This window comes from Kitasatospora sp. NPDC036755 (assembly GCF_040636595.1).
Lineage (GTDB): Bacteria > Actinomycetota > Actinomycetes > Streptomycetales > Streptomycetaceae > Kitasatospora.
The window spans coordinates 17,708-31,365 of record NZ_JBEZUT010000064.1; the positions used below are offsets into that span (position 1 = coordinate 17,708).

At 73.8% G+C, this 13,658-nt stretch carries 10 protein-coding genes and 2 pseudogenes; 3 read left to right on the forward strand and 9 right to left on the reverse strand.

Features of this window, described 5'->3' with window-relative positions; genetic code table 11:
* Nucleotides 1-8: 8 nt before the first annotated feature.
* Nucleotides 9-1,652, reverse strand: coding sequence for a hypothetical protein (locus tag AB0E96_RS12670; protein ID WP_359822054.1), 1,644 nt, complete (start codon nucleotides 1,650-1,652; stop codon nucleotides 9-11).
* Nucleotides 1,653-1,909: 257 nt separating this feature from the next.
* Nucleotides 1,910-2,017: pseudogene (locus tag AB0E96_RS12675) on the reverse strand (IS5/IS1182 family transposase); the annotation flags it as partial.
* A gap of 138 nt (nucleotides 2,018-2,155) precedes the next feature.
* Here AB0E96_RS12675 and AB0E96_RS12680 point away from each other — a divergent pair.
* The 3 genes from AB0E96_RS12680 (at nucleotide 2,156) to AB0E96_RS12690 (ending at nucleotide 4,565) form a co-directional block, all read left to right on the forward strand.
* Nucleotides 2,156-3,433: a hypothetical protein gene (locus AB0E96_RS12680; protein ID WP_359822056.1), complete on the forward strand. Its 1,278-nt coding sequence runs from the start codon at nucleotides 2,156-2,158 to the stop codon at nucleotides 3,431-3,433.
* 131 nt (nucleotides 3,434-3,564) lie between these two features.
* Entirely contained in the window at nucleotides 3,565-4,251 is a 687-nt protein-coding gene (locus AB0E96_RS12685; protein WP_359822058.1) for a GPP34 family phosphoprotein, read from the forward strand.
* A gap of 149 nt (nucleotides 4,252-4,400) precedes the next feature.
* Nucleotides 4,401-4,565 (forward strand): hypothetical protein, encoded by a 165-nt coding sequence (locus AB0E96_RS12690; protein ID WP_359822060.1) that lies wholly within the window; start codon nucleotides 4,401-4,403, stop codon nucleotides 4,563-4,565.
* A 160-nt stretch (nucleotides 4,566-4,725) separates the two neighbouring features.
* Here the strand turns inward: AB0E96_RS12690 and AB0E96_RS12695 are convergent, their stop codons facing one another.
* From AB0E96_RS12695 to AB0E96_RS12725, 7 genes and pseudogenes are all read right to left on the reverse strand, one after another.
* Entirely contained in the window at nucleotides 4,726-5,976 is a 1,251-nt protein-coding gene (locus tag AB0E96_RS12695) for a sugar ABC transporter permease (RefSeq protein ID WP_359822061.1), read from the reverse strand.
* 116 nt (nucleotides 5,977-6,092) lie between these two features.
* Nucleotides 6,093-6,854: pseudogene (locus tag AB0E96_RS12700) on the reverse strand (ATP-binding cassette domain-containing protein); the annotation flags it as partial.
* Nucleotides 6,855-6,940: 86 nt separating this feature from the next.
* The gene (locus AB0E96_RS12705) at nucleotides 6,941-8,041 is read right to left on the reverse strand and encodes a substrate-binding domain-containing protein (protein WP_359822064.1); all 1,101 of its coding nucleotides are present in this window, start codon (nucleotides 8,039-8,041) and stop codon (nucleotides 6,941-6,943) included.
* A gap of 168 nt (nucleotides 8,042-8,209) precedes the next feature.
* On the reverse strand, nucleotides 8,210-9,163 hold the full coding sequence (locus AB0E96_RS12710) for a DUF4331 family protein (protein WP_359822066.1): 954 nt from the start codon (nucleotides 9,161-9,163) through the stop codon (nucleotides 8,210-8,212).
* Nucleotides 9,164-9,395: 232 nt separating this feature from the next.
* Nucleotides 9,396-10,631, reverse strand: a complete 1,236-nt coding sequence (locus AB0E96_RS12715) for a cytochrome P450 (protein WP_359822068.1) — start codon at nucleotides 10,629-10,631, stop codon at nucleotides 9,396-9,398.
* 281 nt (nucleotides 10,632-10,912) lie between these two features.
* A complete protein-coding gene (secD, locus tag AB0E96_RS12720; RefSeq protein WP_359822071.1) occupies nucleotides 10,913-13,273 on the reverse strand; it encodes a protein translocase subunit SecD in 2,361 nt (786 codons plus the stop codon).
* A gap of 178 nt (nucleotides 13,274-13,451) precedes the next feature.
* Nucleotides 13,452-13,658: hypothetical protein (locus AB0E96_RS12725; RefSeq protein WP_359822076.1), on the reverse strand; the 207-nt coding region annotated here is incomplete at its 5' end.

Consider the following 13,658-nt stretch of genomic DNA (forward strand, 5'->3'; position numbering starts at 1 on the left):
TCCGCGGGTCAGGAGGCCGGTCCCGGCACGCCTTCCGGTGTGAGGTGCACGGTGGCGGGGCCGCCGAAGCCGGCCGTACCGCCGCTGGTTGCGACGGCGCCGCCGCTCATCGATCCGATGTGGATGCCGCCGCTCATCACCTGCACCACGTTCTGCTCGAAGCGCCCGGTCTCGTAGCCCTGACTGTGCAGGGCCTCGCGCACGCCGTCGATGATCCGTTCCTTGACCGTCTTCAGGTAGCGGCTGACGTCCAGCTCCTGGAACAGCGAGATGCTGGTGTCCGTGGCCAGCTCGCGCAGTGACACCAGCGGACGGGCCGACACCACGCCCGGTGCCTCCTTCGACGGCCTCAGGGCCCAGTCACCGGGGCGCAGCAGATGCCGCATCGCCGCCGGGGAGGCGGTGAACGCGGAGGTCGCCGGGCGGTGGCGCCGCCAGTGGGTGCCCCGCTGGACCACGGCGTCGGCCAGCAGCTCGTACTCCCGCCACACCGGCCCGAGCACGTGCGGGACGACCTCCACCACCAGCAGCTGCCCCTGGGTGTGCACCCGCAGGTGGACGGTCAGCACGACTTGTTCGCCCCAGGACCCGATCCGGACCCGTAGGAAGCGTCGCCTGGGTTCGCCGCCCTCGTCCACGGCTTCGGCGAGGTGCTGGGCGATGTCTTCGGGGCTGCGCGGCACCTCGGACCGGATCGGCCCGTGGGGTAGGAAGACCACGTCGTCGATCTCCATCTCCCGCAGCCGGTCCAGGCTGGTGAGGGCGGCGGCCTGCCGCAGGCCGGCCAGCCGGGGGACGATCATTTCGAGGACGTCGCGCGCGGTGAGGTCACGGGCGGACGGGACCACCGGGCCGGTGGTGCGGTGCTTCAGCTCCAGAACGAAGGACCATGCCTCGTGGGGGAATCCGGCGCCGAGGAAGGGGGTGGCGGGGTCGTAGATGATCAGCCGGGAGTGCTGCTCGGTGTCGAGGGAGCGCCGCAGCCGCTGATGGCGCGGGGTGTCGGGCAGAGTGCCCGTCGGCCGGGCGTGGAAGGCGTCACGGCTCAGTTCCTTCCGCATGAGCCGGGCGGTGAGCAGTCGGTGGCCGCCGACGGCCGCGGCGAGCGCCAGCGGGAACAGCACCCCTGCCGGGTCGTGTTCGGCGTACCAGAGCGCCAGGATCCAGTAGGCGAGCTGGAGTACCACCTGGAGACCGGCGGCGAACACGCGGAGGGGCTGCGCGGGGGGACGGTCGTAGTCCGTCGACGGGGCGGCGTGGAGTACGTGCCGCCGGAGGCTCGCGGGCTTCGCGAACCAGGTCACCAGCGTGACCACGGCGTAGAAGCCGGCGAAGTTGGTGACGTAGGGCCACACGACTTCGAAGGAGGGGGTGGCCTTGCCTGGGTCCTTCGGATCGGACGCGAGCCACTCGAAGGTGCCCCCGTCGGAGGGGTCGAAGGCCGGAAGGATCGCGACGCAGGCGAAGCCGATCCAGAGTGCGGCGAGCACCGCCCCGAGCAGTAGCTCCGCCCTGCGGGCCCGCAAGGCGTGGGCCAGCACGGTCACCAGGTCGAAGCCGAGGGAGGGCGGGACGCTGCGCTCCTCGTGCTTCACCAGTTCGCCGATCACCCGGCGGCGGAACTCGGGGTCGAGGTGGACTCCGACGGACATCAGTCGCGTGGCCTCGGAGCGGGCGTACCGCGATGGCGGGGTCTCCTGAGGCGGCCCCTGTGCCTGGGGCGGCAGATGCAGTCCCGGCGGCCGGTCGCCCATGCGCCTCACCCCTTCGGTTTTTCAAACCAACTTGTGCGAATTGTCTTGCACCTGACGCCAAATCGGCCAGCGGAACGGGGGAAAGCCCACGAAAGGAAGGAAAGTTCACCTCCGGGGTTCCGTTTGTGGAGCCTTCCTCCCGAACCGGCGGAGCCTTCCTTCGGCGTCTCCCGCCACTGCCCGCCCGTCCTGAACCGCCAGGCCACCCCCTCCAACTGCTGCCGAAGCCGCTCCGGGCGCGGGCCGTACTCGCCGATCGGCAGGTGCGGCTCGGTGAACTCCCGCTCTGTGTCGACAAGTTGAGCTTACGTCACGCAACGCGGTCTACCGGGTCACAACCCGTCGCGAGGGTGAGTCCCGCAGATTGATCACGACCAAATACGGGCCCTAGAGTTTCGGCCATGAGTGGCGACGTTCATATGACCGCTTCGGCATCGGATCCGTCGGGGGCGGAAGGGTGGTGGACGGACCTGCGATGGCTGGTGAACGCTGATCCGGAGCGGGTTCTGGGGTTGCCGGCCTCCGATGCGGCTTCCGATGCGCGACTGATGGCTGCGGTCTACCGGGCATCGGTGGACGTGCACCGGGACGCGCCGCCGTGGGTGCGGCGGCAGCTGCTGGCCCTGGACGCGGCTCGGTACGGGGACCGGGAGTTGTCGGCGCGGATCGCCGCCGTGTCGGTGGAGGATGTCGGCGCCGAGCCGTGGCAGGTGCTGTGGTCCACCGGCGCGCAGAGTGACCCGTACTTCCGGATGAACCCGTCCGGCCACACCGGCGGTGTCGGCGCGGTGGTGACATCCGTCTCGGACGGCCGCCACGTCGTGGTCACCGGCAGCAAGGACCGGACGGTCCGGGTGCGGGACCTCGAGACCGGCCAACCGGTCGGCGGGCCCTTGAACGACCTCGACGGCAGAGTGTGGGCGGTGGCGACGGAGGTCGTGGACGGTCGGCCGTGCGTCGTCACGGCCGGCGACTGGGCGGTACTCGCGTGGGACCTGGCCACCCGGCAGCGGACGGGCGAGCTGCCGGGGATCAACGGTGAGGTGTGGTGTCTGGGCACGGCTGTCGTCCGGGGGCGACCGTGTGCGCTCGCCAGTGACGACGACGTGTCCGTGCGGGTCTGGGATCTGGCCAGCGGGGAACAGGTCGGCGAACTCACCGGACACGACGACTTCCTGATGGCCGTCGACACGCTGGTGATCGATGACAGGCCCCGTGCGGTGGGCTGTACGAGCGGTGGCAAGGTCTGGCAGTGGGACCTGACCACCGGACAACCGGTCGGGGAGCCCCTGCCGGGCCACGACGGCGAGGCGTGGGCGGTCGCGACAGCGGTCGTCGGCGGCAGGGCCCACGCGATCACGGCGGGTCACGACGCCACCGTGCGCGTGTGGGACCTGGCCGTGGGACGGGAAGTCGGCAGGCTGGTCGGCCACGAAGGCACCGTGTCCGCGGTGGTGACCGCGGTGATCGGTGGAGAACTCCGGGTCGTCACCGGTGGTTCGGATGGAACGGTGTGCCTGTGGGAGCCGGCCGCCGGGCGGCAGATCGGCCGGGAGCTGGTGTTTCCCGCGCCGGTCCATGCGCTGACCGTGACCCCGGAAGGCTCGCTCGTGGTGGGCTTCGGCGTCGACGTCGCGGTCCTGTCCCTGCGGTCCGACCCTGACTCCGCTGGGCCGTGAGCCGTCGGTGCCGTGACCGGATGGTTGCTGGTTGCGCCCCGGCGATGAGGACAAGGGCCTTCGGCGTTTCCCCGGCACCGGGACGGGAACGTGGACCTGCGTCCACTCGCCGCGTCGGAGGTGCTGTCGCCTTGACCCCCCTCGAACCGCCCGAGCCGCCCGGGCCGCCCGGGGACCGTCCGCTCATGGACGAGCTGGTGCTGCTCTGCAACAGTCCGGGCCCCAAGTGGCTGAATTCCTCCCCGACCGTGTTCGAGCGGATGATCGCCGGCGCCGTGCTCGCGGACCTGCTCCTCACCGGGGCGATCACCATCGAGGACCGGTGGATCACCGGGTTCAATCCGTTCGGGGCGCGGGACGGCGCCGGTGAGGCCGTGCTGGGGAGGCTGAGCCGGGTACGCAAGGGACGCCGGTCAAAGCTGGACTCCGCCGTGCGGTGGATCCCGCCCCGGGAGACGGCCCGGTACTACCAGGACCGGCTCGTCGCCCAGGGCGTGATGACCGTCGAACACCGCCGGCTGCTTCTGAGGCCGTACCGCGCCCTGCTGCCGGTGCGCGCCTCGGCCGCGCAGGAGATCACCGACCGGATCGTGGCATCCCTGGAACGGACCGGAGCGGGCTCCGCAGGCCCCGGTGAACGCGACCTGCAGTTGGCGGGGCTCCTCTGGGCGGGCAGCCACGACGTCCGGCTCCGGCCCTGGCGCGAACGCGCCGCGTTCCGGGAGGCCACGCGGCGGGCGGCCCGGGACCTGCCGATCGCCCAGGCCGTCCGGCGGGTGATCGACGCGGACAGGTCCGCCGGGAACGGCGGCAGCTGAACCGGGGTCGGAGCCCCGCGCCGCCCGGCTCACCGCGCGGTACCGGGCCGTGTCCCGGACTCCGGCTGTCCTGGACCGAGCGGGGCCGGTGCTACCCGCCGCTCGACGAGCGGAGCGACCCGCTGCGGGACGAGGAGGATGCCGAGCCGGTGCCGGTGCCGGTCCTCGCCGACCCGGACACGCCGGCCGCGCTGCCGGCGCTGCTGCCGGCCGGGCGGTTCGACCTCACCGCCCAGCGCCGCGAACGCGCCCCCGCTCCCACCCGCGAGCCGGGCCGGCCCGGGCTGCCCTCCACCTCAGGGCCGGCGAGCTGACCCACCGAGAGCCGGAAGTCTCCTGGCAGCCCATCGGTCCACCGGTCCACCGGACTGGTGGACCGGAGTTGTCACCAAGGCCGGACCACTCGCCGACGCCGATCGATGAGCCGCCATCCACAGAGACGCGGCAACCCGGTGAACCTGTGCGGTCGGAGCACTAGGTGCGGCCGGTGGTGCGGGTGCGGCGGGTCAGGGAGTCGAGGACGACGGCGGCGAGCAGGACGGCGCCGGTGATCATGTACTGGATGGCCTGGGCGGCGTGGACCATGTCCAGGCCGGTGGTGATGGACTGGATGACGAGGATGCCCAGCAGCGCCGACCAGGTCTTGCCGCGGCCGCCGAAGAGGCTGGTGCCGCCGATGACGGCCGCCGCGATCGCGCTCATCAGCACGTTGCCGCCGCCCAGTTGCTTGTCGGCGGAGCCCTGCTGGGAGGCGTAGAACAGGCCGCCCAGGCCGGCGAGGAACGCGGAGAGCACGAACACCGAGATCCGGACCCGGGCGACGTTGACGCCCGCGCGCCGGGCCGCCTCCACGCCGCCGCCCACCGCGAAGACCTGCCGGCCGTAGCGGGTGCGGCGCAGCACGAAGTCGGTGGCGAGGACGGCGCCGAGCAGCACGACCAGGGACAGCGGCAGGCCGCGGTCCTGGTTGAGGGCGTAGGCGGTGGCCAGGGTGAGGACGGCCAGCGCCCCGGCGCGGATGGCGCTGTCGGCGGTGGCGGGCGCGCTCAGACCGGCGGCGCGGCGGCGGCGGGCGGTGAGCAGGTGGGCGCCCAGGTAGAGGGCGGGGGCGAGGACGGCCAGGCCCCAGGCGTAGGCGATGTCGCCGTCGCCGAGGAAGGTGGAGTCCAGGCTCGCGACGATGCCGTCGTGGCGGTTGTTGACGGTGCCACCGCCGCCCAGCACGTACTCCTGCAGGCCGCTCCAGGCGAGCATCCCGGCGAGGGTGACCACGAAGGCGGGCACCCCGACGCGGGCGAAGAACAGGCCGTGCAGCAGCCCCATGACGCAGGCCGCGCCCAGGGCGGCGAGGATCGCCACCCACTCGCTCCAGCCCTGGCGCACCGTCAGCACCGCCGCGACGGCGGCGCTCGCGCCGGCCACCGAGCCGAGCGAGAGGTCGATCTCGCCGAGGATCAGCACGAACACGACGCCGACCGCGATCAGGCCTGGCCCGGCGATGAAGCGGGTGATGTTGGTGAGGTTGTCGGCCTGCAGGAAGTGGTGGGTGACGGACTGGAAGACGATCGCGATGACGACCAGGCCGACGACGACGGGCAGCGAGCCGAGCTCGCCGGAGGCCAGGCGGCGCCGGGCGGCCCGCGCCCGGCCGGCCCAGCCCTGCGCGGGCGCGTGCAGCCGGGGGTCGGCCGCGGGCGCGCCGGCGGGTGCTTGGGGGGTGCTCACAGGGACTCGGCCTCCTCGGCGGGCTCGGTGGACCGGCCGGGCTCAGTGGGCCGGCCGGGTTCAGTGGGCCGGCCGGGCTCGGTGGACTGGGCGCCTTCGCCGGGCCCGACGGTTTCGGTGCGGCGGGCCCGGCGGGCGTGGGCGTTGTCGGTGGCGCCGGTGATCGCGGCGACGATCTGCTCCTGGGTGGTGCCCGCCACCGGGAAGACGCCGTTGTTGCGGCCCAGGCGCAGCACCGCGACGGTGTCGGCCACCGCCCGTACGTCCGCCATGTTGTGGCTGACCAGCACGACCGCCAGGCCGCGTTCGCGCAGCCGCTCCACCAGGTCGAGGACCTGGGCGGTCTGCTCGACGCCGAGCGCCGCGGTGGGCTCGTCGAGCACCACCAGGGCCGGTTCGCCGACCAGGGCGCGGGCGATGGCCACCACCTGCCGCTGCCCGCCGGACAGCGCCGCCACGGGGGTGCGCACGTCGGGGATGCGGATGGCGAGGGTGTCCAGCAGCCGGCGGGCCTGCTGCTCCATGGCGACCTCGTCGAGCAGGCCGCGGCGGCGTTTCTCGCGGCCGAGGAAGAGGTTGGCGATGACGTCGAGGTTGTCGCACAGCGCGAGGTCCTGGTAGACGGTCGCGATGCCGAGGGCGGCGGCGTCCTGGGGGCGGGCCAGGCGTACGGGCTCGCCGTGCCAGGCGAGGGTGCCCTCGTCCACGGGGTGGACGCCGGCGATGGTCTTGACGAGGGTGGACTTGCCGGCGCCGTTGTCGCCGACGAGGGCGAGGACCTCCCCGGCATGGACGGCGAGGTCGACGTCGGTGAGGGCCTGGACGGCCCCGAAGCGCTTGGAGACCGAGCGCAGCTGCAGGACGGGTGCGCCTGTCACGGGAACAACCACCTTGGGAGAGCGGCTACTTGGGGGATACCTACATGCTCGGGCAGGGCGTGCCCGGGAGGGCGGGGCGTGCCGGGCTACTTGAGGCCGGCGGCGGCGCACGCGGCGGCGTAGTCGGCGGTGCAGATGTCGGAGGCCTTGTAGATGCCGTCGGCCATGACGGTGGTGGCGATGGTGTCCTTGGTGACGATCTTGGCGTCGAGCAGCTTGGTGGGGATGTTCTTGGCGGTGGCGCTGTCGACGCTGGAGGTGGCGACGGCCTTGACGTCCTTGCCCTGGAGCAGGGCGACGGCCAGTTCGGCGGCGGCGTCGGCCTGCTGGCGGTACGTCTTGTAGATGGTGTACGCCTGGTCGCCGGCCACGACGCGCTGGACGCCGTCCAGGCTGGCGTCCTGGCCGCCGACGGGCACCTTGATGCCGGCGCCCTTGAGCTGGGTGATGATGGCCGCGGCCATGCCGTCGTTGGCGGAGTAGACGGCCTGGAAGCCGCTCTTGCCGAACTCGGTGACGGCGGCGGAGATCTTCTGCCCGGCGACGGTGGGGTTCCACTGCCCGGACTGCTCGTAGACGACCTTCTTCACCTTGCCGTCGAGGGCCTTGTGCGCGCCGGTCTTGAACTCCGCGGCGTTCGGGTCGGCCTCGTCGCCGTTGATCATGACGATGTTCGCCTCGGCGGCCTGCGGGCCGAGCGCGGCCAGCAGGGCCTGGCCCTGCAGTTCGCCGATCTTCTCGTTGTCGAAGGAGGTGTACGCGGCGATCGGGCCGGCCGCCAGCCGGTCGTAGGCCACGACCTTGACGCCCTTGGCGGCGGCCTCCTGCACCCAGCTCTGGGTGGAGGCGGCGTCGTACGGGTCCAGGACGATCACCTTGACGCCCTGGGTGAGCAGGGTGTCGAACTGCTGCTTCTGCTTGGCGGCGCTGCCCTCGGCGTTGTTGTACAGCACCTTGCACTGCGCGCACAGCGCCTTGACCTTGGCCTCGATGAACGGCCGGTCGAAGGACTCGTAGCGCACCGAGGAGGCGTTCTCCGGCAGCAGCAGGCCGATGGCGTTCGGGTCGCCGGCGGCCGAGGAGGAGCCGGACTTGGCGCCGCCGGCCTTTCCGCAGGCGGCGGTCACGGACAGGGTCATGGCGAGGCCCACGGTGCAGACGAGGGCGCGACGCAGGACGGCGTTCATACGGGTTGCCTCTCCCTGGGGTCGCCGCGGCGGTGCGGCGGGGTGGGGGGAGTCAACCCTGGACGCGTACATGACGTCAATAAGTAAAACCAGACTGCCGGGAATCCACCTCCACTCGTTATCTTCGTGAACACGCCATGGAGACGAGCACCCGAACGACGCCCGCACTCAGTGCGGGTGCCCCAGATACGGGAACGCCGGCAGCAGATCGGTGTGCGGGCCGATGCGGTCACCGGAGACCGCCCCGTCCGTCAGCATCGTCAGCCGCGCCGAGGTGACGTCGTCCGTCAGCGTCCGCCCGTTGGGGTAACCCGCCGGACGGGAACGGTCGTAGCGCAGGACGTCCGGCAGCACGATCCGCAGCTGCGCCCGCGCCGCGTCCGTCGTGTACCCGCCGAAGTGCTGCAGCTTCGCCGTCCACGGCTCCCGGTAGTTCTCCCAATCGTCCACCGGATCACCGGCGTTGTACGCGTCCTTCACGTCCTCCTCGTTGAAGTACGCCGTCAGCGACGGATGCGCGCCCCGGTCCACCGACACCAGCCCGCCGTCCTCGCGCACACTCACCCGCGCCCACACCCCGAACTCCGCGGCCTCCCCGAACGCCGCGTCCGGCGCCTCCAGCACGATCCCGAACACGTTCTTGTCCGCGCCCCAGTCCACGCCCGTCCACTGGAAGTCCTTCACGATCCCGTCCAGGTCCGCGAAGAACGGGTCGCTGCGCAGCCCCGCACTCACCCGGTACGACCCCGCCTCCACCACCTGCGGCGCCCTGGAGAAACTCACCGGCGCGTCCGCCACCAGCACCTCGCCGACCGCCTCCAGCCCGCGCGCCCCCTCACCCGTCGCACGGCGCACCGTCATCGTCTGCGCCCCGCCCACCGGCTCGGAGAACGTGAAGGCGTACGCGATGTCCGAGCGGTTGTCGCCGTCGGTGTCGATGTCGATCCGGTACACCGCCCGCGGGTGGAAGGCCTGCCCGCCGGACGGCGCGACCGGGTTCACGTTCATGATCAGCACCGTCCGGCCCGGCTCCGGCGCGGCGAACGCGAACAGATCGGTCAGGTCCAGACGCGCGTCACCCCGCGGTGAGCGCAGGTTCGGTCCGCTGAGGTGGTGCGACAAGACGGCCTCCGGTCTCGAGTGCTCCGCGCGCGTCCGCACGCGCACCCCCCGCCCCCGGCCAATTGCTAACACGCCCCGCCCGCCACCGGCCCGCCGCGCTGCGCCACCCGGACGACGGCGACGACGACGGCGGCGACGACGGCGACGGCGACGGCGACGACGGCGACAACGACGGCGACGACGGCGACAACGACGGCGGGCGGGAGGGGGCCGGGGGCGCTTCGGCGCGCGGTCAGCAGGCCCGCGGCGCCTGCGGGCCGAGCAGCACCGGCAGCGCCCGGTGCCCGTTGGAGATCAGCGAGTCGACCGGCTCCAGCCGCGCGCCCGGGGCGAACGCGAGGTCGGGGAAGCGCTCGAACAGCCGGCTCAGCGCGGTGCGCCCCTCCAGGCGGGCCAGCGGCGCGCCCAGGCAGAAGTGCACGCCGTGCCCGAAGGCCAGGTGGTCCTTGACCGGCCGGGTGACGTCGAAGTCGGCGCCGGTGTCGCCGTAGCGCGCCGGGTGGCGCCCGGCGGCCGCGTAGGCGGCCAGGATCGCCTCCCCGCGGCGCACCGTCACCCCGCCGGGCAGCTCGATGTCCTCCACCGCGTAGCGCATCGGCAGGTGCGCCACCGGCGCGTTGCGGCGCAGCGCCTCCTCCACCACGTCGTCCCAGCCGGCCTTGCCCGCGCGCACCAGGGCGAGCTGGCCGGGGTGGGTGAGCAGGTCCGTGATGCCGTTGTCGATCAGGTTCACGGTCGTCTCGTAGCCGGCCGAGACGATCAGCAGCACGGTGTCGCGCAGCTCCTCCTCGCTCAGCGCCCGGGAGTCGCCGTCGCTCTCGGCGTCGCGGGCGGCGATCAGCGCCGAGGTCATGTCCTCGCCCGGCTCGCGGCGCTTGGCGGCGATCAACTCCTCCAGCAGGCCCAGGAACGTGGCCGCGGTGGCCGCCGACTCCTCGGGGGACAGCACGGTGGAGAAGACCTTGTCGACCAGGCGCCGGAAGGTGTCCGTCAGGTCGTCGGGCAGGCCCAGCAGCCGGGAGATGACCTGGATCGGCAGCGGGTAGGCCAGGCGCTCGCGCAGGTCCACCACCTCGCCGGGGGCGGCGGCGGCCAGGCCGTCCAGCAGGGTGTCGGTCAGCTCCTCGACGCCTGCGGTCATGGTGGCGACCTGGCGGGCGGTGAAGGCGCTGCCCACCAGGCGGCGCAGCCGCCGGTGGTCGGCGCCGTGGGCGTTGAACATGTTGTGCGCGCTCACCCAGATCGCCAGCGGCCAGGTCCGCACCACCTCGGCGAAGTCGGGCCAGTGCCGCAGGCCGTCCTTGGAGATACGCGGGTCCTTGGTCAGTTCCTCCAGCAGCTCCGGGTCGGACACCGACCAGGCCCGCACGCCCAGGATGTCGACGGGCGTGGCCGGTCCGCGCGTGCTCAGCTCGATGCTCTCGGCATCGCGGGCACGGCCGGTCGGGTCCAGTACGAGACGCTCCACGGGGTTCCTCCACTCGGCGCGGCGACGGCGCGCGCGGCCGCACGCCGCGCACCCGGGACACGATGCTCCCGGGCGCCGGGGCGCGTCGAGAGGGCGCGTGCCGCCCGCACCCGGCGCGTGAACCGCCGTACCCGCCTTCCGCGTTCGTGGTGCGCCCGGCGCCCGGCGCCCGGCGCCCCGCGAGCAGCCGACGAGCCGGCCGACCGACCACGGCCGACCGACCGTGGTCGGTCGGTCGGCCGGTCGCGGAACGGGCGGCCTACCCGGGCGGGCGGGGCCGCTCAGACCACCGCCCCGTTGTGGTCGCGCCCCCGCGCCGGGCCCGCCGCGTGCGGCGCCCGGGCGTCCCGGGCCTCCCGGACCTCTCGGGCCCGCCCGGGCTCGCGCGGCCGCTCCGGGGAACGCCCCTGGAGCAGCACGACCACCGGCATCGCGGTGAACACCGTCGACGCCGTGCCCAGCAGGACCCCGGCCAGCAGCGCCACCGAGAAGTCGGCGAGCGAGTCGCCGCCGAGGAACGCCAGGGCCAGCAGCACGAACAGCGCCCCCATGCCGGTGTTCACCGTCCGGGGGAGGGTCTGCGCCACGGCCCGGTCCGCGAGGTCCGCCCAGCTCGCCTTCGTCCCGGTGCGGCGCAGCTCGCGCAGCCGGTCCAGGACCACCACCGTGTCGTTGACGGAGTACCCGACGATGGTGAGCAGCGCGGCGAGGAAGACGCTGTCCACCGGCCTGCCCAGCCAGGCGAAGAGGCCGAGGACGAGCAGCAGGTCCTGCGTCATCGCGACCACCGCGGCCGCCGCGAAGGTCCACCGGAAGCGGACCGTGAGGTAGAGCAGCTGGGCGGCGACCGCCAGCCCGAGCGCGGCCAGCGCGTAGCCGCGCAGCTCGCTGCCCAGGCTCGGGCCGATCAACTCGTCGCGTTCCACGGACAGTTCGCCCGCGACGCCGGTGAGCGCCGCCCGGATGCGCTGCTGCTCGTCGTCGCCGGTCTCCTTGGTGCGCACGGACACGCCGGTGTCGCCGGTGGTCTGCACCACGGCCTGCGGGAACCCGGCGCCGACCACCGCCGTACGGGCGGCGTCCGCGTCGACCCGCTGCGCGGCGGTGTACTGCGCGACCCGGCCGCCGGTGAACTCCACGCCGAAGTCCAGGCCGCGCCCGCCGATCCCGGCCAGGGCGAGCAGCAGCAGCCCGGCGCAGGCGCCCAGCCAGCGCCGCCGGTGGCGCATCAGCCGGGGCGGCCGCCGGGTCAGCCGGGTCCGCAGCCGCCCGACGCCGGCCATGCCGGTCAGGGCGGGCCGCCGGGCGACGGCGGGCCGGCGCACCGCCCACTCGGCGAGCAGCCGGGTGATCAGCATGGCCGAGAACATCGAGGCCAGCACGCCGATCGACAGCGTCACCCCGAAACCCTTGACCGGGCCGGTGGCGAACACGAAGAGCAGCCCGGCGGCGAGCAGCGTCGTCACGTTGGAGTCGGCCACCGCGCTCCACGCCTTCGCGAACCCGACGCGCAGCGGGCGCCGCAGGTCGCGCTCCCGGCCCCGGCCGGGCACCCGGGAGGCGGCGTACTCCTCCCTGGCCCGTTCGAAGACCAGCACGTTGGCGTCCACCGCCATGCCGACGGCGAGTACGAAGCCCGCCAGCCCCGGCAGGGTGAGCGTCGCGCCGAGCGCCACCACGGCCGCGTACGAGATCAGCCCGTACAGGACGAGCGCGACGGTGGCCAGCACCCCGAGCAGGCGGTACACCGCGATGATGAACGCCGCGGTGCACAGCAGGCCGACGGCCGCGGCCAGGGCGCTGGCCCGGATCGCCTCGGCGCCCAGGGTGGGGCCGACCGTGCTCTGCTCGATCACCGTCACCGGTACGGGCAGGGCGCCGCCCTTGACCAGGGCGGCGAGGTCGCGGGCCTCGTCGGCCGAGAAACCGCCGGTGATCTGCGTCGAACCGCCGGTGATCCCCTGCCCGCAGGGCACGCTGTCCTGCACCCCGGGGGCGGACAGGACCCGGTCGTCGAGCACGATGGCGACCCGGCGGGCCGGATCGCCCGGCGCGGCGCACGCCGCCGCCCCGGTGAGCCGGGCCCAGGCGTCGCCGGCCGAGCCGCGGAAGGACAGGTCGATGCTCCAGCCCAGGCCCGTCCGGGTGTCGAGGACGGCCGAGGCGTCCTTGACGCCGTCCCCGCTCAGCGCCGGCGGACCCAGCCGCAGGTGGCCGCCGGGCAGGGCGGGGTCGGCCAGGACCAGGGAGCCGTCCGCCGCCGGGGGCCCGGCCGGGCCGTCGGCCGTCGCGGTGACGGGGTGGAAGGTGAGCTGGGCGGTGCGGCCGATGACCCCGGCGGCCTCACGGGGGTCCTGCACACCGGGGAGCTCGACGACGATGCGCCGCTCCCCGGCGCGGGCGAGCGAGGCCTCGGCGACACCGAGGCCGTCGACCCGGCGGCGCAGCACCTCCAGCGCCCGGTCGGTGGCGTCCGCGTCGGCGCGCACGGTGGGCGAGTCCTGGGTCTCCAGGACGATCCGGGTGCCGCCGCGCAGATCGAGACCGAGGCGCGGCGGGGTGGTCAGGGCGATGCAGAGCGAGACACCGACGACGGCGAGCGCGACGAGCGCGCGCCAGAACACGGCACGGCGAGAAGACATTGGGTACTCCACGGGCGGTCCGCGGGAGCCGGGCGTCCACGGTGGGACGCCGCACCCGGGACGGGCGGACGCGAGGGGACGGCGCGCCGCCGGGAACGCTCCGGGCACGGTGGCCGGAGCCCTCCCGCCCGGGCCGCGGGCAGGCCGCGGCACCCGGGTCGGCGGGCGCGGTGGAACGTCAGCTGGACCGGGTGGAGGGGGGACCGCGGGTGTGGCGGGGATCGTAGCGGCCGGCCGGCGGCGCCCGCTCCTGGCGCGGCCCCGCGGCGTACAGCCCGAGCCGAGCGGCGGGGTCCTGGGTGTTCTCGTCCTTCCAGAACCGGTAGTCCTCGGCGGAGCGGTCGATGATCGCCTCGGCGCCCATGGCGCGGCAGATCTCGGCCTT

Coding starts and splice junctions, on each gene's coding strand:
- AB0E96_RS12670 (WP_359822054.1), bottom strand. CDS start 1,652: ATGTCCGTCGGAGTCCACCTCGACCCCGAGTTCCGCCGCCGGGTGATC.
- AB0E96_RS12705 (WP_359822064.1), bottom strand. CDS start 8,041: ATGAACGCCGTCCTGCGTCGCGCCCTCGTCTGCACCGTGGGCCTCGCC.
- AB0E96_RS12680 (WP_359822056.1), top strand. CDS start 2,156: ATGAGTGGCGACGTTCATATGACCGCTTCGGCATCGGATCCGTCGGGG.
- secD (WP_359822071.1), bottom strand. CDS start 13,273: ATGTCTTCTCGCCGTGCCGTGTTCTGGCGCGCGCTCGTCGCGCTCGCC.